The sequence below is a fragment of the Flavihumibacter solisilvae genome (assembly GCF_000814475.1).
Taxonomy (GTDB): domain Bacteria; phylum Bacteroidota; class Bacteroidia; order Chitinophagales; family Chitinophagaceae; genus Flavihumibacter; species Flavihumibacter solisilvae.
The window spans coordinates 1-23,701 of sequence record NZ_JSVC01000019.1 but is presented as its reverse complement, the minus strand read 5'-3'; the positions used below and the strand labels follow the sequence as shown (position 1 = coordinate 23,701).

22 protein-coding genes are annotated in these 23,701 nt (G+C 46.0%); 15 read left to right on the top strand and 7 right to left on the bottom strand.

Annotated elements, in window-relative coordinates; all coding sequences use genetic code 11:
* Nucleotides 1–19 precede the first annotated feature (19 nt).
* The gene (locus OI18_RS16440; protein WP_052273309.1) at nucleotides 20–2,029 is read left to right on the top strand and encodes an LTA synthase family protein; all 2,010 of its coding nucleotides are present in this window, start codon (nucleotides 20–22) and stop codon (nucleotides 2,027–2,029) included.
* 1 nt (nucleotide 2,030) lies between these two features.
* Here OI18_RS16440 and OI18_RS16435 read toward each other — a convergent pair whose 3' ends face one another.
* Nucleotides 2,031–2,771 carry a class I SAM-dependent methyltransferase gene (locus tag OI18_RS16435; protein ID WP_039142204.1) on the bottom strand — a complete coding sequence of 247 codons (741 nt, stop codon included), beginning with the start codon at nucleotides 2,769–2,771 and terminating at the stop codon, nucleotides 2,031–2,033.
* Nucleotides 2,772–2,858: 87 nt separating this feature from the next.
* Here OI18_RS16435 and glmM point away from each other — a divergent pair, with 87 nt between their 5' ends.
* The 3 genes from glmM to OI18_RS16420 all read left to right on the top strand — a co-directional run bounded on the left by glmM (nucleotide 2,859) and on the right by OI18_RS16420 (nucleotide 6,213).
* Complete coding sequence (gene glmM, locus OI18_RS16430) at nucleotides 2,859–4,238, top strand: phosphoglucosamine mutase (protein ID WP_039141802.1); 1,380 nt, start codon at nucleotides 2,859–2,861, stop codon at nucleotides 4,236–4,238.
* A 69-nt stretch (nucleotides 4,239–4,307) separates the two neighbouring features.
* On the top strand, nucleotides 4,308–5,435 hold the full coding sequence (locus OI18_RS16425; RefSeq protein ID WP_039141800.1) for a cysteine desulfurase family protein: 1,128 nt from the start codon (nucleotides 4,308–4,310) through the stop codon (nucleotides 5,433–5,435).
* A gap of 109 nt (nucleotides 5,436–5,544) precedes the next feature.
* Nucleotides 5,545–6,213 (top strand): porin family protein, encoded by a 669-nt coding sequence (locus tag OI18_RS16420; protein ID WP_052273308.1) that lies wholly within the window; start codon nucleotides 5,545–5,547, stop codon nucleotides 6,211–6,213.
* On the opposite strand, the gene mutS is transcribed toward OI18_RS16420, so the two are convergent.
* The gene (gene mutS / locus OI18_RS16415; protein ID WP_039141798.1) at nucleotides 6,210–8,837 is read right to left on the bottom strand and encodes a DNA mismatch repair protein MutS; all 2,628 of its coding nucleotides are present in this window, start codon (nucleotides 8,835–8,837) and stop codon (nucleotides 6,210–6,212) included. The two genes, OI18_RS16420 and mutS, sit on opposite strands and share 4 nt — an antisense overlap.
* A 95-nt stretch (nucleotides 8,838–8,932) precedes the next feature.
* Here mutS and OI18_RS16410 point away from each other — a divergent pair, with 95 nt between their 5' ends.
* Genes OI18_RS16410 through OI18_RS16390 form a run of 5 tightly spaced genes read left to right on the top strand, consistent with a single transcriptional unit; the run spans nucleotide 8,933 to nucleotide 12,384 of the window.
* Complete coding sequence (locus tag OI18_RS16410; RefSeq protein WP_039141795.1) at nucleotides 8,933–9,460, top strand: RNA methyltransferase; 528 nt, start codon at nucleotides 8,933–8,935, stop codon at nucleotides 9,458–9,460.
* Between the two features lie 11 nt (nucleotides 9,461–9,471).
* A complete protein-coding gene (locus OI18_RS16405) occupies nucleotides 9,472–10,386 on the top strand; it encodes a UbiA-like polyprenyltransferase (protein ID WP_039141793.1) in 915 nt (304 codons plus the stop codon).
* A 13-nt stretch (nucleotides 10,387–10,399) separates the two neighbouring features.
* Nucleotides 10,400–10,807, top strand: a complete 408-nt coding sequence (gene ruvX, locus OI18_RS16400; RefSeq protein WP_039141790.1) for a Holliday junction resolvase RuvX — start codon at nucleotides 10,400–10,402, stop codon at nucleotides 10,805–10,807.
* Nucleotides 10,808–10,839: 32 nt separating this feature from the next.
* On the top strand, nucleotides 10,840–11,418 hold the full coding sequence (gene def, locus OI18_RS16395; RefSeq protein ID WP_039141787.1) for a peptide deformylase: 579 nt from the start codon (nucleotides 10,840–10,842) through the stop codon (nucleotides 11,416–11,418).
* A 24-nt stretch (nucleotides 11,419–11,442) separates the two neighbouring features.
* A complete protein-coding gene (locus OI18_RS16390; RefSeq protein WP_052273307.1) occupies nucleotides 11,443–12,384 on the top strand; it encodes a hypothetical protein in 942 nt (313 codons plus the stop codon).
* Here the strand turns inward: OI18_RS16390 and OI18_RS16385 are convergent.
* Nucleotides 12,364–13,440: an RluA family pseudouridine synthase gene (locus OI18_RS16385; RefSeq protein ID WP_039141785.1), complete on the bottom strand. Its 1,077-nt coding sequence runs from the start codon at nucleotides 13,438–13,440 to the stop codon at nucleotides 12,364–12,366. The genes OI18_RS16390 and OI18_RS16385 overlap by 21 nt on opposite strands.
* A 59-nt stretch (nucleotides 13,441–13,499) precedes the next feature.
* Here OI18_RS16385 and lipB point away from each other — a divergent pair, with 59 nt between their 5' ends.
* The gene (gene lipB, locus OI18_RS16380; protein WP_039141783.1) at nucleotides 13,500–14,210 is read left to right on the top strand and encodes a lipoyl(octanoyl) transferase LipB; all 711 of its coding nucleotides are present in this window, start codon (nucleotides 13,500–13,502) and stop codon (nucleotides 14,208–14,210) included.
* Here lipB and OI18_RS16375 read toward each other — a convergent pair.
* Together OI18_RS16375 and OI18_RS16370 are read right to left on the bottom strand one after the other, a co-directional pair.
* Complete coding sequence (locus OI18_RS16375; RefSeq protein WP_039141782.1) at nucleotides 14,207–15,157, bottom strand: hypothetical protein; 951 nt, start codon at nucleotides 15,155–15,157, stop codon at nucleotides 14,207–14,209. The two genes, lipB and OI18_RS16375, sit on opposite strands and share 4 nt — an antisense overlap.
* A 27-nt stretch (nucleotides 15,158–15,184) precedes the next feature.
* Nucleotides 15,185–16,093 (bottom strand): 1-aminocyclopropane-1-carboxylate deaminase/D-cysteine desulfhydrase, encoded by a 909-nt coding sequence (locus OI18_RS16370; RefSeq protein ID WP_052273306.1) that lies wholly within the window; start codon nucleotides 16,091–16,093, stop codon nucleotides 15,185–15,187.
* A gap of 41 nt (nucleotides 16,094–16,134) precedes the next feature.
* Here OI18_RS16370 and OI18_RS16365 point away from each other — a divergent pair, with 41 nt between their 5' ends.
* The gene (locus OI18_RS16365) at nucleotides 16,135–17,052 is read left to right on the top strand and encodes a sugar phosphate nucleotidyltransferase (protein WP_039141780.1); all 918 of its coding nucleotides are present in this window, start codon (nucleotides 16,135–16,137) and stop codon (nucleotides 17,050–17,052) included.
* Between the two features lie 73 nt (nucleotides 17,053–17,125).
* On the opposite strand, the gene OI18_RS16360 is transcribed toward OI18_RS16365, so the two are convergent.
* Both OI18_RS16360 and OI18_RS16355 read right to left on the bottom strand, forming a co-directional pair.
* Entirely contained in the window at nucleotides 17,126–18,214 is a 1,089-nt protein-coding gene (locus OI18_RS16360) for a S1 family peptidase (RefSeq protein WP_039141778.1), read from the bottom strand.
* Nucleotides 18,211–18,780 carry an RNA polymerase sigma factor gene (locus OI18_RS16355; protein WP_039141776.1) on the bottom strand — a complete coding sequence of 190 codons (570 nt, stop codon included), beginning with the start codon at nucleotides 18,778–18,780 and terminating at the stop codon, nucleotides 18,211–18,213. The genes OI18_RS16360 and OI18_RS16355 overlap by 4 nt, the downstream gene beginning before the upstream one ends.
* Before the next feature lie 137 nt (nucleotides 18,781–18,917).
* Between OI18_RS16355 and OI18_RS16350 the strand changes: the two genes are divergently transcribed.
* From OI18_RS16350 to OI18_RS16335, 4 genes are all read left to right on the top strand, one after another.
* A complete protein-coding gene (locus OI18_RS16350; protein WP_039141772.1) occupies nucleotides 18,918–19,130 on the top strand; it encodes a hypothetical protein in 213 nt (70 codons plus the stop codon).
* A gap of 456 nt (nucleotides 19,131–19,586) precedes the next feature.
* Nucleotides 19,587–21,566: a T9SS type A sorting domain-containing protein gene (locus OI18_RS16345; RefSeq protein ID WP_039141769.1), complete on the top strand. Its 1,980-nt coding sequence runs from the start codon at nucleotides 19,587–19,589 to the stop codon at nucleotides 21,564–21,566.
* A 30-nt stretch (nucleotides 21,567–21,596) separates the two neighbouring features.
* Nucleotides 21,597–22,148, top strand: a complete 552-nt coding sequence (locus OI18_RS16340; protein WP_039141766.1) for a hypothetical protein — start codon at nucleotides 21,597–21,599, stop codon at nucleotides 22,146–22,148.
* A 21-nt stretch (nucleotides 22,149–22,169) separates the two neighbouring features.
* Nucleotides 22,170–23,701: hypothetical protein (locus OI18_RS16335; RefSeq protein WP_205410065.1), on the top strand; the 1,532-nt coding region annotated here is incomplete at its 3' end.

Below are 23,701 nucleotides of genomic sequence, written 5' to 3'. Positions count from 1 at the left end.
TTCCCGATTTTTGCGGGGTATGAACAAAATTCCCCGGACCATCCGCTGGGTCCTTGCAGTTTTCCTTTTGCTGGTATTATTTATGTCTGCAGCCCGGGTTTTTTCCTGGTATGTGTTTCGTATACCAATGGCCGATACCGGTCCCACGTCTCGTACTTTCTGGCTTGGGCTCCGTTATGATGCCCGTGTGGCGGCAGCGATCTCGCTGGTTGTTTTGGCAGCGACCTCGTTTCTTCCCCTAGACCCTTTCCGGAATGAACGGTCCCGCCCCTGGTGGAAAGGTTTCTTTATTATAGTGACGCTGGCATTGGTGATGTTTTTTGTGACAGATTTCCTTCATTTCCGGTATCTGAACCAACGGCTTAACGCGAGTGCACTCAGTTTCCTCGAAGATGCCCGGATTTCCGCCGGCATGGTCTGGCAGACCTATCCGGTGTTTCGATTGACTATAACCGTTATCGGTGTTACCTGGATCATAGTTGCCCTGTTAATGTTTTTGTACCGGTACATCGCATTTCGCTGGGATCCGCCGGCTAAGTTTACCAGGATTGTTTCATTTATATTGGTGTTGGTGTTTTTCTGTATCTGCATATTCGGCAGGATCGGGCAATATCCGCTTCGCTGGAGTGATGCCTTCAACCTGGGCAATGATTTCAATGCCAACATTGCCCTTAATCCAATCCAGTCTTTTTTCAGCTCGTTTAAATTCAGGAGTTCCTCATATGATGTAAATAAGGTCCGCGAGGCATACCCCCGGATGGCTGAATACCTGGGGGTTACGCAACCCGATGCCAATGCACTTCGGTTCGAACGTAATGTAGTGCCCGATTCGATATATAACTGGAACGGTAACCAACAACCGAATGTGGTGCTGGTAATCTGTGAAAGCTTCAGCGGCTATAAAAGTTCAATGTGGGGAAGCCCGTTGAATACCACACCTTATTTCGCAGAACTTTGCAAAAACGGTTTATTCTTCGATAATTGTTTCACTCCGTTAATAGGAACGGCAAAAGGAGTGTGGGCAACAATAACCGGGATCCCGGATGTGGAACTGGTGAAAACGGCGAGCCGGAATCCCATGATGGTTGATCAGCACACAATCATCAATGATTTTAAGGGACATAAAAAGTTCTATTTCCTCGGGGGCAGTACAAGCTGGGCCAATATCCGTGGGATTCTCACCAATAATATTTCTGGGTTGAACCTCTACGAAGAAGGTAGTTACAATGTACCGAAAGTCGATGTCTGGGGTATCAGCGATATGAACCTGTTTCTTGAAGCTGATAAAGTGCTGAAGACGGAAGACCATCCCTTTTTTGCCATTATTCAGACAGCAGATAATCACCGGCCGTATACTATTCCCGAAGAAGACAGGAAGCAAATGGACATCGTCAACTTCCCCATTGATACCCTGCGTAAATATGGATTTGAATCCAACGAGGAATTGAACGCCTTCCGGTATACCGATTATTGCTTCCGGAGATTCATGGAAACGGCAAAAAAATCACCTTATTACAATAATACCATCTTCGCATTTATCGGGGATCATGGGATCGCAGGAAACGCAGGTCCGTTGTTCCCGAGGTCATGGACAGATAACCGCCTTTCATCCAACCATGTACCCATGTTGTTCTACGCCCCGGGGAAGTTACCGGCAAAACGCATTCACGACCTGGCTTCACAGGTTGATGTGCTTCCGACATTGGCAGGGATAGTGAATATCCCATACAGGAATAGTGGAATGGGGACCGACCTCATGGCCAGGAATGCACGTGACAGCGGAAAGGAAAACAAGGTTTTTATTATGGATTATAACAATAAAAATCTTGGACTGATCTCAGGAGAGTATTATTATAACCGCGCCATGCAGGGGCGTGCGACAAGCCTGGTATGGGCCGACTTCGCTGCGAAACCCGTGGAAGCAGCACCAGACACTGCTTCTTACGAATGGTGGTCCCAGGCCTTTTATCATACTGCCAGGTACATGCTCCTGAACAACAAAAAAGCCGGGAGCGAAGGAAATAAATGAGTTACACTTTTTTTGCAATTATGATCAGCCGGGGAGATTTTTTTACATCGTAATTGCCGAATTCATAATCTCCGAACACCTCCTGGATCTGCAGTTTGTGGAAAGAGAACATGTCGTTGAAATCGCCAAGTGAAAATTTGGCGACCTTTTCCGTGAACTCGAGCGGGGCTTCGAGACGATCATCTTCCACGATCACCCGCTTGTAAAAATGTGTCTCATCCAGCCAGCGCGTGATAAAAAAGTTCACGCCATCGAGTTCTTCCTCGTGTTTATGAATCAGGTGGTCCTCCGCATAGTGCACGTTGAGAAAGTCCATCACAAAAACGCCGCCTGGCAACAACGATTGGGCAATTGTACGAATGGCATTGTAATGCTCCCTTTCCGTGCGGAAGTATCCGAAGCTGGTAAAGAAGTTAAAGGCATACTGGAAATAATTTATCCGGAAGGGAAGCCGCATGTCGTGTACGAAAAAATGCAGATGCTTATTTTCTGTTAGAAGCGCGTCCCGGATGCTGTCTTCTGAAATATCGATTCCTGTCACATCAAAACCCATTGATGCCAGGCTGCGTGAGTGGCGCCCCCGGCCGCAGGCGACATCAAGCATGGTAGCGCCTGATCCGGGTTTTAAATGCCCTACCAGCCTGCTGATAAAACTGTCTGCCTCTGCTTCATCCCGCTTGAAATATAATTGCTGATAATAAGGAGAATTGAACCATTCCTGGAACCAGCTGCCGGTCGACATGCCTGAATTTTTGTCAAAAGTAAGTATCCACATCTGTTCAGCACTCCGGGGAAACGCTTATTTTTGATTAATTAAACCCCAGGAACTGTGGCATTGATAAAAAGTATCTCAGGAATTCGTGGAACCATAGGCGGGCATCCTACCGAAAATTTAACCCCTCTGGATATTGTAAGATTCTCCGCTGCCTACGGCAGCATGCTTACTGCATCTAATAAATCAGCCAAGGTTGTAATTGGCAGGGACGGACGGATATCAGGTGAAATGGTAAGCCAACTTGTTATTCAGACATTGGTTGGATTGGGCATCCAGGTTGTTGACCTCGGTTTGTCTACCACACCTACTGTGGAAATGGCAGTGAAGTGGGAAAACGCTGACGGCGGTATTATCCTCACAGCCAGCCATAACCCAAAAGAGTGGAATGCACTTAAATTACTGAACAAAGACGGCGAATTTATTTCAGCTGAAGCCGGCAGGGAAGTTCTTGAACTGGCTTCAAAAGATGCGTTCCAATTTATAGGTGTTGATAAGCTTGGAGCCGTTACTGTCAACGATACCTATCTCGACAAACATATTGAAACTGTTGTGAATTATCCGCTGGTTGATGTTGCAGCTATCCGCGGGAAACAATTCAAAGTGGTAGTGGATGCCATAAATTCAAGCGGCGCAATAGCTGTTCCCAGGTTGCTCCATGCCTTGGGTGTTGAGGACGTGATAATTTTAAATGAAGAAATCAACGGCCGCTTTGCACACAACCCGGAGCCGCTTCCGGAAAATCTTTCCGGCCTGAGTGCCGAGGTGAAAAAGTCCGGCGCCTCTCTTGGTATTGCGGTTGACCCTGACGTGGACAGGCTTTGTTTTGTATGTGAAGATGGCAGCATGTTTGGTGAGGAATTTACGCTTGTCGCCGTCGCAGATTATGTCCTGAGCCACCGCAAAGGGAATACTGTTTCCAATATGTCTTCAACCAAGGCATTGAAAGAAATTACACTTAAGCATGAAGGTGAATATTTCCCGTCTGCAGTTGGTGAAGTGAACGTTGTTAACCGGATGAAAGAAGTTAATGCTGTTATCGGTGGGGAAGGAAATGGCGGCATAATAGTTCCGGACCTCCATTATGGAAGGGACGCCCTGATCGGAATCGGCTTATTCCTGACGGCACTTGCACAACATAAGAACGGAATCAAATCCTTCAGGAGCAAATACCCCGACTATTTCATTTCCAAGAACAAGATCGAGCTGGAAAAACATATTGACGTAAAAGATATATTTGAAAAAATCCAGAAGAAATATAAGAAACAGCCTGTTAATACTGAAGACGGACTGAAGATCGAGTTTGATTCTGACTGGGTGCATTTGCGGACCTCCAATACAGAACCTATCATCCGGATCTACGCAGAGAGCAATTTTGAGACTACTGCCAACAATATCGCCCTCCGGCTGATGCAGGACATTAAAGAGTTCCTCTGATTTTCAAAATAATTCCAGAAATTTGCGGCTCCCCATCGGGGAGCTTTTTATTTTACCAAAATTCCTACCGTGCAGAGGATCTATTTCGACAACGCCGCTACCACTTCCCTGGATCCAGAGGTCCTGGAAGCCATGATGCCCTACCTGACTGAAAAGTTTGGCAATCCATCATCCATTTATTCATATGGCCGCGAAAGCCGGCTAGCTATCGAAAATGCACGGAAAACGGTAGCGAAAATCCTCAATGCTCACCCTGCGGAAATATTTTTCACATCCGGTGGTACTGAAAGCAGCAACACTGCAATTTCAGCTGCAGTCAGGGACCTGGGTTGCAGGCGCATTATTTCGTCGCCTATTGAGCACCATGCGACCTCACATACAGTAGAATATATGAATCGCCAGGGCAACGTAGCCCTGAGCTATGTAAGATTGACCCCTGACGGGCATATTGACCTGGCCGACCTGGAGAGGTTACTGGCGGAAAGCAGGGAAAAGTGCCTGGTTAGTCTCATGCATGCCAACAACGAGATCGGCAACTTGCTGGATATTCATGCTGCCGGTGAAATTTGTAAAAAATATAATGCCGTATTCCATTCGGATACAGTTCAGACTGTGGGTCACTATCCCTTTGACCTTCGTAACACACCGGTACATTTTATTACCGGGGCAGGCCATAAATTCAATGGTCCGAAAGGTGTTGGAATCCTGTACATCAACGAGAATGTTCAGATCAAACCAATGATCCACGGCGGGTCGCAGGAGCGTAACATGCGGGCAGGTACTGAAAACCTGTATGGTGTTGTTGGATTCGCAAAGGCGCTGGAACTGGCAACATCGCGCTTTGAAACAGATAAGGAATATATTACGGGCCTGAAATATTACATGGCTGAAAAACTGAAAGCAGAGATCCCCGGAATCTATTTCAACGGTGATACTTTCGGCAAAAGCCTTTATACTGTCCTGAATGTTTCATTTCCAAAAACTGAGAAGTCGGAAATGATATTGTTTAACCTCGATATCAATGGCATTTGTGCTTCTGGTGGAAGCGCCTGTACCAGCGGTGCAGATCTGGGATCTCATGTGATCCGTGCTATTAATAACAATCCAAACCTCGTTGCTGTCAGGTTCTCCTTCAGCAGGCAAAATTCCAAAGAGGAAGTTGACTATGTTGTGGAGAAGTTAAAGGGGATGTTGTAACAAACGGTTAACTGTTACCTTAACAAAACTTTGAATAGCCTGCATTTTACCTCGTGATTTTTGTCTGGTCACAGATTGGAACGGCTTAAAAATCCGTATCAGTCCAGTTATGAAAAAATCACTCATGGTATTAATCGCCCTTGTTGTTACAGGCGCCATATATGCGCAGTCGCCGGTGCATTTTGGAGTGCGGGCAGGTCTCAACTTTGCTTCTATTAAAGGTGATGCAGCTACACAATTAGATCAGGTTCTTGAATGGACCGACGGCATGCTTACAACAGGGGGACGAACAGGATTTCATGCCGGTGGTTTCATGCAGATCCCCCTTGGTTCCAGGGTAATGATCGAGCCTGGACTTTCTTATTCCACCAAAGGATATGGATTTAAAGGTAAAGTGAACCTCAAGGTTCTCGAGGTGATCGGTATTAACGCTACGACAGACCTGCGTACACAATATCTTGAGATGCCGGTGTTAGTAAAAGCAAGGATCGGCAAAGGTTTCGAAGTGTTTGCAGGTCCACAGGTTTCTTACCTGCTATCTTCTGATCTACGGGTAAAGGCGGGTGTGCTTGGTGTTAACCTCCTCAACAGGAAATGGAATGTTACTGATCAGTTCAACCGCTGGGACGCAGCCATTACAGGTGGTATCGGCTACCAGTTCAATAATGGACTTAATATCTATGCAGGTTACGACCATGGCTTAAGCCGCCTGAATGCAGGTCAGTCTGTAGACGCTTACAACAGGAATATCCGCGTGGGCATGGCAATGCGGTTTTAGTGGATCATATTCTTTATCTCCTGTAGCTTGAGCAGCGCTTCAACTGGCGTAAGCCTGTTAATATTGATCCCTTCGAGCACACTACGGATGTCTTCAAAAGTCTGGGAATGCACATCAAAGATCGACAGTTGCATTTTGGGTCCGCCGATCTCTTTTACTTTATCGTTCAGCGAAACTGTGGCAGCTTCTGTTCCATTGCTGTTAACAAGGTGCTTGGATTCAAGCTGCTGCAGGATTTCGTTGGCCCTGTTAATAAGCGCAGGCGGCATTCCGGCCATTCTGGCCACATGAATCCCGAAACTGTGGGTGCTTCCCCCTGGCGCAAGTTTCCGGAGAAATATGATCCGGTTTCCTGACTCCTTGTTGGTGATGTGATAGTTCTTTACCCTTTCCCATTTGTTCTCCAGCTCATTGAGCTCATGATAGTGCGTGGCAAAGAGGGTGAGGGGTTGCTGTGGCGCCTGGTGCAGGAATTCAACAATGCTCCACGCAATGGAAATGCCATCATATGTAGACGTGCCTCTACCGATTTCATCGAGTAAAATGAGGCTTCGTGAAGTAACGTTATTGATGATGCTTGCCGTTTCATTCATCTCAACCATGAAAGTGGATTCACCACCGCTCAGGTTATCTGACGCGCCCACACGCGTAAAGATCTTATCTGTAACAGGAATTAGTGCTTCGTCTGCCGGCACAAAACATCCCATGTGAGCCATTAAAGTAATTATAGCAACCTGACGGAGGAGTGCACTCTTACCACTCATATTCGGACCGGTCAGGATGATGATCTGCTGTTCCGATTTGTCGAGTATGATATCGTTCGATACATACTGTTCACCTGGCGATAGGAATTTTTCAATGACAGGATGCCGGCCTGCTTTTATATTAAGTGCCTGGTCTTCGTGTATATGTGGCCGTTTGTAGGTGTTGTGTAGCGACAGTTGAGCAAAACACAGCAGGCAATCCATAATCGCCAGCAGGTTGCCATTGGTCTGAATAGGTGAGAGGTAGTCCTGTAATTCATTCAGGAGCTCTTCAAACAATTGCAGCTCAATCTGCTGGATCCGGTCTTCTGCACCCGTAATCTTTTCTTCATATTCTTTCAGTTCGGGAGTAATATACCTTTCAGCATTTGCAAGTGTCTGTTTCCTGATCCAGCCGGAGGGGACTTTATTCTTATGGGTATTCGTAACCTCGAGGTAATAGCCAAATACATTGTTGAACCCGATACGAAGTGACTGGATCCCGGTATTTGCGGACTCCTGCTGCTGCAGCTTAACAAGATATTCCTTTCCCGAACTGGCTATATTCCGCAGGTCATCGAGTTCAGCATTAATTCCCGCGCAAATGAAGCTTCCTTTGTTTGTTGTTGGTGGAGCATTCTCAACGAGTTGACGGGTAATTTTTTCAGCAATATAACTGCAGGGATTCAGCGTATCAGTAAGCCGATTGAGGTAACTGTTTGTAGTGGCAGCACTGAGCTCCCTGATCTGAGCAACCTGGTTAAGGCCTTTTGCGAGTTGCAGGACTTCGCGGGGTCCGATCTTTTTCAGCGGGATCTTGCTTACAAGCCGTTCAATATCGCCACATTGACGGATATGGTGCGTCAACTGGTTACGCAACTCAACTTCTGCAATAAAGTATTCAACAAGGTCAAGCCGTTCATTGATACGAGCTGCATCCTTTAACGGAAATACGATCCAGCGCTTCAACAAACGTGCACCCATCGGGGATACGGTATGATCCATTACTTTGAGTAAGGTGTGACCGTCGCTGCTGGGGCCGCCAAGCAACTCCAGGTTTCGGACAGTAAACCTGTCCATCCATAAAAAATCATCCCGGTCTATCCGCTGCATTGATGTGATATGCTGCAGGTTGGGATGTTCCGTATCCTTCAGGTAATGCAGGATAGCCCCGGCAGCTACCAGTCCGTTAGTTAAAGTGTCAACCCCAAATCCTTTGAGTGAATGGGTCTGGAAATGTTTGAGCAGTGTATCCTTTGCATATGTTTCCTGGTAGATCCATTCATCCAGCGTATACACGTAACATTTTGTTCCGAAAAATTCCTTGAACTGTTTCTGCCGGTGACGCTGGAAGAGAATCTCGGCCGGCTGGAAGCTTTGCAGCAACTTGTCTGCATATTCCCTGTCGCCTTCGGCAATAAAAAATTCGCCGGTCGAAATATCCAGGAATGCAATACCGAACTGGTCATCGCTCAAAAAAAAGAGGCTGCCTAGAAAATTATTGGAATGATGCTCGAGCAGTTTATCATTGGTTGCAGTTCCGGGAGTTACCATTTCCGTAACCCCGCGCTTTACGATTCCCTTGGCTTGCTTTGGATCTTCGAGCTGGTCACAGATTGCTACCCTGTAGCCGGCCTTTACCAGTTTATGGAGGTAAGTATCGAGCGCATGATGAGGGAAGCCGGCAAGCTCCGATGAAGAAGCGGCGCCATTGTTCCTTTTGGTAAGGGTAATGCCCAGGACCTGGGAGGCAATAATGGCATCCTGGCCGAATGTTTCATAAAAATCACCCACGCGAAACAGGAGAACAGCATCAGGATATCGTTGTTTGATGGCCTTATGCTGCTGCATCAATGGTGTATCGGCACTGCTTTTTGACATAGCCAGCAAATATAGTAACCCTGCCTCGTCGGTAGCAAGGGTGGAAACACGGTGGGAGAAAAATGTGGACAGATTTCAAACTCCTATATTTGCGCATGCGAAAACTGAGCATGGAGGAACTTAACCGCAAATCAGTGGCTGAATTCCGGGAGGCAGAAAAGATACCTATCATTATTGTACTGGATAATATCAGGAGCATGCATAATGTGGGGAGTGTATTTCGCACGGCTGATGCCTTCCTCCTTGAGGCTGTTTATCTTTGCGGATATACTCCCCAGCCGCCGCACCGCGACATCCATAAAACGGCATTAGGCGCTACGGAAACGGTAACATGGAAGCACTATACCGGTACTGCCGAAGCCATTGAAGATCTGAAATCAGCTGGTTATAATATTTATGCGGTTGAACAGGTTACAGAAAGTTATAAATTGAATCACATTGAGGTTGAAGGAGATGAAAAAATAGCAGTAGTGTTCGGTAATGAAGTCAGCGGAGTCGATGCTGAGGTCATCCGCAGTTGTAACGGTTGCATTGAAATACCCCAGTTGGGAATGAAACACTCATTGAATATCTCGGTTGCTGCCGGGATTGTCTTGTGGGAATTGGTAAGAACCAGAATCTGAACTGTTCAATTATGACAACGATCAGGAATTACTTAAGTCTGATAAAATTTTCGCATACGATCTTTGCGATGCCATTTGCCCTTATCGGGTTCACTCTCGCAGTTGTGCCCCCCGTGACTTTGATAAACCTGGATGCTCCCATTACCTGGAGTTGGGATATCAGTAACCGGCTTCAATCACACGGGGTGACCTTCCTTCTGATCATTCTGTGTATGGTATTTGCCCGGAGCGCTGCAATGGCCTTTAACCGGTTTCTCGACAGGCATTTCGACGCACTGAACCCAAGAACGGCCATACGGGAGATCCCCGCCGGGATTATCAGTGCTGACCGCGCGTTGCTTTTTACAATTACCTGCAGTGTGTTATTTATTGCATGTGCCTGGTTTATAAACAGGCTTTGTTTTTACCTTTCACCGGTAGCATTGCTCGTGATACTGGGTTATAGTTTTACAAAAAGATTTACGGCCCTCTGCCACCTGGTTCTGGGTCTCGGGCTGTCGCTTGCACCGATCGGCGCTTACCTTGCAGTTACCGGAAAATTTGACTGGCTGCCGGTGTTCTTTTCTTTTGCCGTGATCTTCTGGGTTAGCGGCTTTGACATTATTTATGCGCTGCAGGATGAAGAATTCGACCGCAGGAATAATCTTCATTCAATTCCCGCTGCACTCGGTAAGCAAAGAGCACTGTGGGTATCCGAAATCCTTCATTTACTGAGTGCCACAAGTGTGATAATTGCCGGCGTTTCGGGACATTTCGGATGGTGGTACTGGATAGGGATCGTGGTATTCATCGGGATGCTGGTATATCAACATTCCCTTGTTAAACCGGATGACCTGTCAAAGGTTAATATCGCATTCATGACGGCAAACGGCATCGCAAGCGTGGTATTTGCTTTATTCGTTATTACAGATCTTCTCACCCGTTAAATTTTCTTTCAAAATGGCAAGGATCATGGCTATTGATTATGGTGGTAAACGAACAGGGCTTGCGGTGACAGATCCTCTCCAGATTATTGCGAATGGACTTGCGACTGTGCCTTCCCGTGAAATGATCCCTTTCCTGAAAAAGTATTTCGAAACGGAAAAGGTGGAGAAAATCATTATTGGTGAACCTAAAAACTGGGACGATTCCGATACCCACGCTACGCCATTGGTCGAAGCCTTTATCCGGGAATTACAAAAACATTTTCCGGCAATCCCCGTGGAAAGAGTCGATGAAAGGTTCACATCAAAAATGGCTAAGCAAAGCATGATAGACAGTGGTTTGAAAAAGAAAGACCGCCGCAATAAAGCCCTTGTAGATGAAATTGCGGCTACGATTATGCTGCAGGAGTACCTTTCAAAGTAAAAAAGTACCTTTGCGCATCGAATAATGAACACATGATTTTACCTATAGTTGCTTACGGGCATCCGATCCTGAGAACCATTGCGAAAGACATTGCCCCTGATTATCCCGAGTTGAATCAATTGATCGCTGATATGTGGGAAACCATGTATTACAGCAATGGGGTCGGACTAGCCGCTCCCCAGATCAACCGTGACATCCGCATTTTCGTGGTGGACAGCAAACAGATCTTCGAAAACATGGAACCGGGAGAAAAGAATGAATACCCTGGCGATGAAGGCATCCGGGAAGTTTTTATCAATGCCCATATCAAAACGCTGAACGGTGACGACTGGCCATACAATGAAGGCTGCCTGAGTATTCCTAAAATAAGGGAAGATGTTTACCGTCCGGAAGAAGTTACCCTTGAATATGTTGATGAAAATTTTGAGTCGAAGGTCGCCACCTTTACAGGTATTACTGCAAGGGTGATCCTTCACGAATATGATCATATTGAAGGGAAACTCTTTATCGATCATATTAAGCCACTTAAGAGGAAGCTGCTGAAAAGTAAACTCGACGATATTTCGAAAGGAAAGGTGAAGGTTGATTATCGTATGATGTTTGCCAAATAACCGGACAGGATGTGCCCGAAACCTATGAAACTATCAGCATTGCTACTGACCCTTTTGGGGATCATTCTTTTTTATTTTCCACTCACAGCCCAGGACAGCATCATCACGGTCGACAAGAAAGTCATCACCCTGAAAGAAGTGGTGGTGAGAAGCAATATGGACGTGCCTGCTTTCATCCGCAGGATCCAGCTTGATACCAGTTTTTACCGGGCGTTTAAAAACCTGCGTGAACTCAACTATACAGCCCTGAATGATATCCGGATGTATGGTAAAAAAGGGAATGAAAAGGCAACCCTCCAAAGCCGCACGCGCCAATATTTCAATAATGGCTGCAGGAAGATGGAAGTGGTAGAGGAGAAGGTAACAGGTGATATGCGCGATTCTAAAGGTGATTGGAATTATTACACGGTTGAAATGTACGCAGGTCTGTTCTTTACCAGGGATTCCGTCTGTAATGAAGATAATTCAGTAAGCGCCTCTGAACTAAACCTCAAAAACAAAAGAGGAATTGAAAAACATAAAGAGCAGCTGAAAATGCTCTTCTTCAATCCTGGCAGAAAGGTTCCAGGGATACCATTCATTGGGGACAAGATCAATATTTACGAGGAACCGATGGCTTCCCTTTATGATTTTGAACTGGATATTATGCCGTATCACGGTGAGAATTGTTATGTCTTCCGGATCAGCATGCGGAACGATCTGAAAGGCAGCGAAAAAAATGACATAGTTATTAATAGTATCACTACCTGGTTTGATCAGCAGCACATGAAAATAGTCGGCAGAACCTACGACCTTAGTTATGATGCCGGAGTTTATGATTTCAATGTGCAGATGGAAGTGGAAATGGGGCAGTTCCACGACCTTGTTGTCCCGACACTTTTGCGGTATACGGGCAATTGGAAGGTAGCGCTCAAAAAACGGGAAACTGGTGTGTTTACTGCAACGCTATTTGGTATCGGAAACTAAGTTTCCCCGGAACTTTACATAATGGCGCCATTTGTCGATCAATTGCTGCATGTCTGCAGCTATCTCGCTTTCAAACAATACCTGCTCACCTGTTGAGGGATGTTTAAACCCGATGTTTTTCGCGTGAAGTGCATGACGGGGACAAATTTCAAAGCAGTTGTCGATAAACTGCTTGTACTTGGTATAAACAGTCCCTTTCACGATACGGTCACCACCATAAAAATCATCGTTGAAAAGTGGATGTCCGATATGCTGCATATGCACACGGATCTGGTGCGTTCGACCGGTTTCCAGCCTGCATTCCACCATCGTAACATAGCCAAATCTTTCAAGCACCTTATAATGCGTGATGGCATCCTTGCCATAGTCTCCTTCCGGGTATGCGTCGAAAAGTTTGCGGAACCGTTTATGCCTTCCAATATGCGCAATTACGGTTCCTTCGTCTTCAGCGGGATCGCCCCAAACCAGGGCAATATACCGGCGAAATACCGTGTGATCAAAGAACTGTCTCGCCAGCGAAGTCACAGCATTATCAGTTTTTGCCAGTACCATTAAACCACTTGTGTTTTTATCTATCCGATGAACCATTCCAAAACGGGGAAGGGTTTCTTCCGTGATAGAGTCATTTTGCTGGCGCAGGTACCAGGCTACCCCATTGATCAGGGTTCCGCTGGGATTGCCGGAAGCGGGATGCACCACCAATCCGGCTGGCTTATTCAATATAATGATATCATTATCCTCATAATGAATATTCAACGGTACAGGTTCCGGTATAATATGTTCGCCTTTCTTTTCCTTATGGGAATAAACCACGATCTCGTCGCCCGCCTTGATCTTATAATTTGACTGGGTTGGACGGCCGTTTACAAGCACCCTTCCCGCGTCGATGGCTTTCTGGACCTTATTCCGGGTGGCATATTCAATCCTGCCCGTCAGGAATTTGTCAATTCGCATCGGCTCCTGGCCTGCATCGGTACGGATTGTATGCTGTTCGTAAAGCTCCTCCGTACCTTCATTCTGTTCATCCAGTTCATCTTCAATGAGTTCAACGGCCATGTTCGGACTATTTCCGCAAAAATAGGCATAGGAAGCCAGCCTTCCGTTAAATTTGCAGGATGGAGCAAGTATTGTTCAGGGACCTGGGAAAGATGGATTACCAGGGAGCATGGGACCTGCAGGAGCAGTTATTGCAGAGAAACCTGCAGATCAAATCAGCAAATAGCGAAGCCCGGTCAGAGACTACCCACCACCTTTTATTTGTAGAACATCCGCCGGTATATACACTTGGTAAAAGCGGGCACATGGAAAATGTTCTCATAAGTGAAGAAGACCGTGTGAGGAAAGGTATTGGTTTTTACAAAACGAACAGGGGAGGAGATATTACTTTCCATGGTCCCCAGCAACTAGTGGGTTATCCCATTCTTGATCTCGAAAAATTTTATACGGATATCGGAAGATACCTTCGCAACCTTGAGGAGGTAATAATCCGGTCTATAGCTTTTTTTGGTCTGAAGGGCGAACGTTCACCAGGCGAAACAGGCGTTTGGCTTGATGCTGCTGTTCCTGGCAGGGAAAGAAAGATCTGTGCTATGGGCGTGCGCTGCAGCAGATGGATAACTATGCACGGGTTTGCCTTAAACGTCAATACAGACCTGGCTTATTTTGATAATATCGTTCCCTGTGGCATCGCACAGAAATCCGTCACCTCACTGCAGAAGGAGATTGGCAGTACCGTTCCATTCGATGCGGTGAAAGATGAAGTCAGGAAGAATTTCGAAGCTGTTTTCGGGGTTGCCCTGGTTCAGGAGCCTGTCGCCGCCGGTTAAAAATCGCGAGCAATAAAGAACCTGTTTTTTTCTTTAAGTAAACCGTCTTCAAATAATTCAAAAAGGAACCAGCCTGCGTGTTGGAAATTCGCTTTGTCTAATAGAAGTACCTGGTCCCTGATATCCTTTATTTCAAACAGGAGTGACTTGTCTTCTTCATAAAATTTTACCCGGTAATTTCTTCTTCCTGCTTCCGGCAGCGCAATATGAAGTAACCCGGCTTTATCCATAAATACATATTTAGAAGGCCGGTAAACCTCCTTGGGAACAAATGCTTTCACCAGGAGCGTGTCGTTAGGAAGCACCTGCAACGTGTCCTTGGTTTTGAAATTGATCGAATCGCGAAATCTTCTGAAGGCGGATTCAGCGACTGTTCCGATAACCAGGTCTCCTTTTCGAAGTGTATAAATTTTTTCCGGTACCACTACTGGTAGCTTCACGGCTGGCCTTACCGCCTTGTCTTTTACAACATTATTTTCCACCGGGGGATCATCAACAGGCCTGGGCGGGAACCGGCTATTGGCTCGCTCATCTGGTTTCTTCACGACAGACTGAACCGCTGGTTTGGGTGGGGGCGGTGGTGGAATAAATTTTTTTGCCTTTTCTGATTTACTGAAAACATATTTGCCGCTGTCAAGCAGAATGTAGAGCCTGTAATATTGATTGGTGTCCCTGACTTTTGCATCGAGGAAACCGTTTTGCAAAACCGTTGGATCAGGAATAGTCATGATCGTTTTAAAAGCCCGCACGCTGTCAGCAGATCGTTGAATGCTTAACTGGCGGATACGGCTGCCATAAGGGTTGGACCAGCTGATCAGGACTTTATTACCGGTACGTATAACCGCAGAAAAATCCGGAAGCGTATCCTGTCCGGTTACGGTATGCTGAAAAAATATGCTGAGAAGGGCGAGAAGCCAATGCGGATTATAGCGTTTGAACCGTACCATTCCGGCAAATATAAGGAGCGGATTATGCTATTCATTAGAAAAAATCAGATCTCCCGCTTTTAAAGAACGGTTGCCCTGGAGGCCGCCGCTATGTATTACCAGGACTTTTGAACCAGGCTGAAAATAGCCAGTTTTCAGCAGTTGTTGTACGCCATACATGAGTTTTGCTGTGTATACGAAATCTGTCGGGATTTTATTGTCGGCGTAAAACCCATTCATAAAGTGTATCAGGTCTGATGAATATTTTGCATACCCTCCGAAGTGATAATCAAAAAAAATGGTGAATCTGCGGTTTAGATTACCAAGCCAGGCGCTGATGTCGCCGGTAAGTGTGTCATCTCCCTTCAGGCTGCTGATGCCAACAAGATGCTGCGATGGCATTGCGACAGATGCCAGTCCGGCTAAGGTCGTTCCTGTACCTGCAGCACAACAAATGTGCGAATAGGAATCAGCACCCGGGACCAGGCTCAGGATCTCTGAAGCACCCAGGATCCCCTGTGCGCCCTGGCCGCCTTCCGGCACAATTGTCCATTCATGCCCATATTCGGCGGTAATTTCAGCATGCATGACAGGATCCTTGTATTTTTCCCTGGAAACAAAAACGAGGTTCATTCCAAAAGACCTTGCATCCTTCAATGTTCCGGAAATTTGCCGGGCTTCTTCGCCCCGGATGATTCCGATGCTCTGCAGGCCGGCTGCTGAAGCGGCAAATGCGGTGGCAATGATATGATTTGAGTAAGGGCCGCCAAAGGTCAGGATCCCCTTTTGTCCCGATTCCAGTGCATTTTTCAGGTATTTCTGCAGCTTGAACCATTTGTTCCCCGAAACAACGGAGTGGATTTTGTCGAGCCGCAACACGTTTACCGCAACCGATTGATCGCTAAGAGAATGTACTGTGTCCAGGGTCACCAAACCAGGGTTAACAGCTAAATTCATATTGAATATTTATATTCGCCTCTCAAAACAAAAATAGCAGAATGCAACCAACACTAGTGATTTTGGCGGCGGGCATGGCATCCCGTTATGGAAGTCTGAAGCAGATACAGTCATTTGGTCCAAGTGGTGAAACCATCATGGAATATTCAATTTTCGATGCAATGCGTGCTGGATTTGGTAAAGTGGTATTTATAATCAGGAAGGAATTTGAAAATGAATTTCGGGAGATCTTCGGCAAAAAACTCGAGGGTAAGATCAAGGTTGAATATGTATTCCAGGACCTCCGTTCATTCTTGAACGGTGTTGAAATTCCTGCAGACCGTACCAAGCCCTGGGGGACAGCACATGCTGTGCTGTGTGCTAAAAATGCAGTTAATGAACCTTTTGCGGTGATCAACGCAGATGATTTTTATGGACGGGATGCATTTGAGAAAGCGTACACATTTTTAACCGCCCAGGTAAGTGAAAAAAAACATGCTATAATCGGATATGACCTGTTAAAGACATTATCAGAGCACGGCACAGTGAATCGGGGCGTTTGCGAAGTTGATGCGAATGGCAACCTGGTATCAATAGCAGAGCGACTTAATATATCCCTGCAGGACGGTCAAATCGTTTGTGATGATAACCAGACACCACGAACCCTACCCCTGGATTCCAGTGTTTCCATGAATTTCTGGTGTTTCCATCCGTCGATTTTTTCCATCAGCCAGAAGATGTTTGACGAGTTTGTAAGAGACCATGCACAGAATCCGAAAGCGGAGTTTTTTATTCCAATAGTGGCAGACGATTTTACCAAGTCAGGGAAAGGAGTGATTCCTGTAATACCAACCACGAGCCAGTGGTTTGGGGTTACCTATAAGGAAGATGCACCAAGTGTGCAGGCGAGCCTTGACGCATTGGTTGAAGCTGGTGAATATCCACAGAATTTGTGGAAGGCCGAAAATGTAAACAGCTGATAATAATTCCCAACAATAGAAAAGGCCAATTGAACAGTTTCAATTGGCCTTTTCTTATTTCGAGTGATGCTGATCAATAACTCATCACATTGAAGATGCAGTCTTCAATGCGTTTGATCTGCTGTACCCGGTCAATTCCTTTGACAGATGAATGGGTTGGCATTTTTATCGTGAATGTTGTGGTGTCATGTCTTATAGAATCAAGTGCCTTGAAAATATTCTTGCTCTGGCTGCTGAATACCACCCCTTCCGCAGTTAATTGTTTACCGCTCAGTACCCCGATTACTTCCCCAGACTGGTTGAAAATGGGACCGCCGGAGTTTCCCGGGTTGGCTGAAATTGCGATCTGGTAGGTAACGGTATCACCATTGAACCCGGTTTTCGCACTGAGATAGCCTTCGTTGTACACAATTTCAGTACGGGGGTACCCCAATGTAAATATCTGTTCACCCAAATCTGCTTTCGCCTTCCGGATGCCATAGGGCAGCTTCTGGACCGGTTCAAACCTGCTGTCCGTAATTTTCAGGACAGCGATGTCCGTATTATCGTTTACATGGATCGTTTTGGCTTTGAAATAGTCACCTTTTGAATTAACGATATAAACTGAATCGGCTTTGGCAACAACGTGAGCTGATGTTACCAGGTAACCTTTCCCATCAATCAGGAAGCCTGTACCACCAAATTTACCAGGCGTTGCCGGCCTTGGTGAAGTGTTTTTAAAGGTATTAATTTCATTCTGGGTCTGCTTTTGGGAGATTTTTACAGCGTTAAGTTCTTTTTTAAGCTGTGCAATTTCCACAGGACTGCTTTTCGGGGTGAAATAGCTGACCAGTCCGCTGATTGCCAGGGCTGTCAGTCCCGCAATGGACGCTGCCATTGCCAGCACCCTTTTGTACTTTTGCAACACCCTGACCTTCGGCTGCTCAGTTCGGATTTCGCCATTCGCCAGCAATTTTTCATGTGTTTCACCAAGCACGGTTTTAAATGCCTTTCTGTCCCCGAAATCATTGAGTTGGCGGAGGAACATGGAATGCTCCACGACAAGCTGGTCTATGGCGGGATCTGCCCGTCGTAAAGATTCAAAATATGACATTTCCTGCGGGTCCATTTCCCCCCTGACATACCTTTCGACCATTTCCATCAAATTCATGTCGTCTGTCATGCTACCTGGTTTTTATATTGAGCGAAAAACAGTTTTTTAAGCCTTGCAAGACACTTATACTTCTGGTTTTTAGCATTGTCTGCATTTGTATACCCGAAACTTGCTGCGATGTCGGCCATATTCCTTTTTTGCAGGTAATAGGCTTCCAGCAAGCTCTTGCAGGGTTCGCCGATACTCAGCAGCGCCTTTTCCATGACACTGAATTCAAGGTTACGGGCTTCATGTTTTTCCATGTCTTCTTCTACCTGAACAACCTCTGCGATACCGTCTATTTCAGTGGAATACCGCTGTAATTGCTGTAATCGCTTAAGCCACAGTCGCCTGCAAACTGAATATATATAGGTTTTCAGTTGGCAGTTTAGTTCAAAATTGCCCGACCTCGCCTTTTCATACAGCACAAGCATGGCTTCCTGGAAGATGTCCCTTGCGTCCTCTGCAGAGCCATTATTGTTCACTATAAGCGCCTGGACCATATTATAATGTTGTTTATAAATGGTTTCGGATGCCTTTCTGTCGTTCCCGGCCAGCCCTTTTAATAGTTCTTTTTCTGTTTGGTCTGCGCTCACGCTGCTTTATTTAATACCCAAAATAACAAATAGTAACCCTTAAGTGAGCCTGAAAAAAAAAACTGGTTTTTCGGGTTACCTTTTTCCAAATCGGGTATAAACTCCAAATCAATCATTCAAACACAAAAAAAGATCAAATGAAAAAGCTCCTGTTCGTTCTGGTTATTGGCGCTGCATTCGCGGCTTGTAACAATGCTGCTGACTCTAAAGAAGCTGCTGCTGATTCAACTGTAGCTGCAGTTGATTCTGCTGTAACTGCAACTGTTGATAGCGCTAAAGCTGCTATCGATTCTACTGCTGCTGCTGCTGTTGATAGCGCAAAAGCTGCTGTTGATTCTGTGAAAAAATAAGTTTTTCATATCCCCGACACTTATATGTTATCGTATAAGTGTTTGAATGATAGCCGATACTGTAAAGTATCGGCTATTTTATTTAGTACATACCTGCTAACATCCTTCCCTAACGCCCTTAGCCCAATTGGCGGCCCCCTTACTACCACATCAACTCGAAAAGCCGCCCGGTATTTTAATCATATTTTAATGCGTGTGGATTTCTGCAGCTATATGGTACATCCACGAACTTCTAAATGTTTTTATACGATTTCCAAAAAAATAGGGGTTAATAGTTAGAATATACCGGAATTTATTTCGTTCTTGTCCTTGTAAAACAATCCAGATCCTCTGACTTAAAACAAATTCTTATGAAAACTTTCTACTCAAATCCAGTTCCAGTAAGGATTTCCCCGGAAAGAATGATGGTGTAACATTCATTATGAAAATGAAATAATCACTTTTAATTCTATTCCGATGAAAAAACTATTACTGGTAACCTTCGTGGTTGCCTTTGGGTCTTTCGGCATAAAAGCCCAGGTTATTCAGGCAATGAACAAAGCTGCCTTTGGTGTTGACGGTGAGGTCATTTCCGCTAAATTGAATGGCGCATCCCAGGCCACGGCTAATTCCCATGACTGGTTCTCAAACTCTGCCACCAATTTTCCCTATACTCCGCCAATTTGGATAATTGACACTTCAGGTGCGAAATCAATTACGGACCGGTATGTAACTGATATAAACAGTCGCCGGCTTCCTTTTTTCAGGACGATGTCATATCCTCAATTTACGCGGCTGAACGGAAATACGTTGATAGATGCTATTTATATCCGGGACTACCATGGCATTGATTCCACCACATTTGCCATGTCCAACAAAAATGGCGACAATCCATCTTTATGGACAGGCGCAACAGAAACAAACATCCCGGACAAAAACGATATTCTGGACACTTACGTGCACGTCCGCCGGGCTCAAAAAACTGCAGTTCTGCTGGATTCCCTCTGGTTTATCGGGGGAATCGCTTTGGATGCAACAAACGGTAACAGGTATTTTGATTTTGAGTTGTACCAGACAGATATCTTCTACAGCAGGCAGACCCGGAAATTTACTGGTACCGGTCCTGAAGACGGGCACACTGCATGGAAATTCGATCCGGTTTCCGGTGCAGTAACAACGCCGGGTGACGTGATTTTTACGGCAGAGTTTGGCGGCAGCGGGTTGCAGAACCTCGTTGCAAGAATCTGGGTACATCGTGATGCGATGAATCTAAACTCGCCCAATTTCGCGTGGGGCGGACTTTTCGATGGAGCCGGCGGAAATTATGGCTATGCCAGCATATTACCGCGCCAGGGTGGAAACTTCTATAGCGGATTACAGAATAGTGCTTCAACCTGGGCCGGCCCGTTCAAGTTAGTCAAGGCTGACAATAGTGTGCAGGACAACTTCAGTCCAAACCAATTCCTTGAATTTGCAGTGAATATGACTTACCTGGGATTGGATCCAATGTCACTCCTGGGTGGCAATGCGTGTGGACTTCCGTTCAGCCGGATCCTGATCAAAACCAGGTCATCTTCCTCTTTCTCAGCGGAGTTGAAGGATTTCGTTGGGCCATTCGATTTCTTCACCTTTAACCCTGTTTCAGCTGACGCCGATATTCCTTTTATCTGTGGGGAAAGCGTCAGTACGATTACCGTAACAAACGCGATGCCGACCTCAGTTTACACCTGGTCAACCGCGGACGGGAATATCATCAGCGGAACAACCGGCCCGGAGATTACCGTCGATGCACCCGGTACCTATATTGTAAAGCAGCAGTTAATGGCCGGTTGTGGTGAGTATGCGCTAGATACTGTCGTAATCGATTTTTCAAACTCCTGTAATATACTTCCCGCAAACCGTCTTAAACTGACGGGGAAACTGGCAGGGCAGGAGGTTAATCTGGACTTTGAGGCATCCTCAAACGAGAATGTCAGCTATTATATAGTGGAAAGAAGCACAGATGGCAAGAATTTCCAGCATTTAAAAACTATAACCAATAATAACAGCAGAACCGGTACGGTATCTTACCCGATCAATGACAATGTCAGCACCGTGCCGGGTGAGCAGGTATACTACCGGGTAAAACTGATAAGGATCGATAATTCGGTTCGTTATTCACCGGAAGTCGCACTGAAACGGGTGATTCTGAATGAAGACCAGATACAGGTTCTTCCGAACCCGGTAACCGATAGAATGCAGCTGGTTGTCAATAGCAAAAAAAATCAATTGGCCGTCATTAAAATTTTTAATGCAGTTGGTGCGTTAATGGATGTCAGGAAGGTTTCGCTTTATCCGGGAAACAATCTGATCAGTTATGAAGGGTTGAATAAGTGGGCATCCGGAACATACCCTATCACGCTTGAAACGGGTGATCGGAGAATGACCGGAAAAATGATCATGGCACGAAAAAGATAAAGCAACCATTACGGAAAGCCCAAACTGTCTATGAAATTCACAAACCCTAAACCAAAACTGCTGGCCATCCTTTTGTGCGGCTTGATTTTTCAGTCTGCAAGTGCACAACAGATACACTCTTCAAATGGAATGGTCAATTCCGGCGGAGGATCATTTTCCAATGACCGGATAAGCGTTGACTGGAGCATTGGCGAATTGCTCCGCATTGATACCCGCATTTCCGAAAACAAACACCTTGTCGTAACACAGGGATTCCTGCAGCCCGATATCGGGCGGCAGGTCGTGTTTGTTACTGATCCCAATTTTGCAAAAGGCGAGATCAGGATTCTCCCAAACCCCGTTAAATCGATCCTTAAGGTTCAGTTTACCCTTAACCAGGCTGGAAGAATGAATTGTATGCTTTTCAGCGACAAAGGGGAGCGGCTGTACCAGACTTCGTTCAATTATTACGGTTACGGACATACGCAGGATATCAATATGACAAAACTCACTAATGGCAGTTATTTCCTGTATGTAGAGCTCGAACCGGTTGAGGGTCCTGTTATCCGTAAAGGTTCATTCAAAGTTTTAAAGATCGATTAACCAATACAAAATCCATTTCCAATGATAAAACAAGTTATGCCATTTGTGGTAGGCCTGTTTTTATGCACTTCCCTCAAAGCGCAGGTGCCGAAACAGATCCATTACCAGGGAATTGCCCGCAACGCTTATGGGACAGCCTTATCAAATCAGAACATCACCCTACGTCTTACAGTAAGAGATAAAGATGCCAACGGTGAAGAATTGTACAGTGAAAGGAGAACTGTTAAGACCAATCAATTCGGATTATTCTCTACTGCCATGGGCAGTGATGGTGCAACAGATACCCGCGGAACACTTGAAGCAACTACCTGGAGTGGACAAAACAAAAAATTCCTGCAGGTTGAAATGGATTTAGGTGATGGACGGGGCTTTATCTCATTGGGAGCTTCACAGCTGACCAGTGTGCCTTTTGCATTACGCGCAGAAACTGCGTCACCCATCGGTAATGCCGGGGGAGACCTTACAGGTACATTTCCAAACCCCGTGGTGAAAGATGGAGCCATAGGTTCCAAAAAACTTGAAAATGGAGCGGTAACCGCACAGAAATTGGGTAGTGCCTCAGTCACTACAGAAAAAGTTGCAGATGGTGCCATTACTGCCAGCAAATTAGCACCGGGTGTGATTCCTGAAATACCTGCGAATTTGCCTCCTGGTGGTGCCGCTGGTGGAGACCTGAATGGAAATTATCCTAACCCTTCAATTGCAAATAATGCAGTAACCGGGAACAAAATAGCTGATGATGCGATCTCCACATCGAAGATCCAGGATGGTTCTATTACCGCTGCTAAACTTGCGCCGGGTGTTATTCCTCCATCGTCCGGCGGTAATGCCGGCGGCGATTTGAATGGTACTTACCCTAACCCGACTATCGCCAATAATGCGGTAACCACAAACAAGATCGCCAATAACACCATCACAGCCAATAAACTGGCTCCGGGTATCATTCCTACCACTTTACCACCCTCTGGTAATGCCGGCGGAGATCTTACCGGAACGTTTCCGAACCCGACCATTGCCAACAATGCGGTGAATGCGAACAAGCTCGCAAGCAATGCGGTGACTTCAGCAAAAATATCCAACAATGCAGTTACCACTGCTAAGGTTGCAGACGGTGCCATCACGGCTGCGAAACTTGCACCTGGTGTTATTCCTACATCAATTCCGGTAAGCGGAAATGCAGGTGGTGACCTTACCGGCACATATCCCAACCCGACCATTGGAGCAAATGCAGTGACTACTGCGAAAGTGCTTGACGCTAATATCACTACTGCAAAACTTGCTGACGGTGCGGTTACTAACGCCAAGCTTGCCAATACTTCTGTAGACAATAATAAACTTGCCAACAATGCGGTAACCGCGGCTAAGGTTGCTGACGATGCGATCACCACAACAAAAGTTCAGGATGGTGCCATCACAGCTGCGAAACTGGCTCCTGGTGTAATTCCTACTTCTATTCCGGTGAGCGGGAATGCAGGTGGTGACCTTACCGGTACTTATCCTAACCCGACCATTGGAGCAAATGCAGTGACTACTGCGAAAGTGCTTGACGCAAA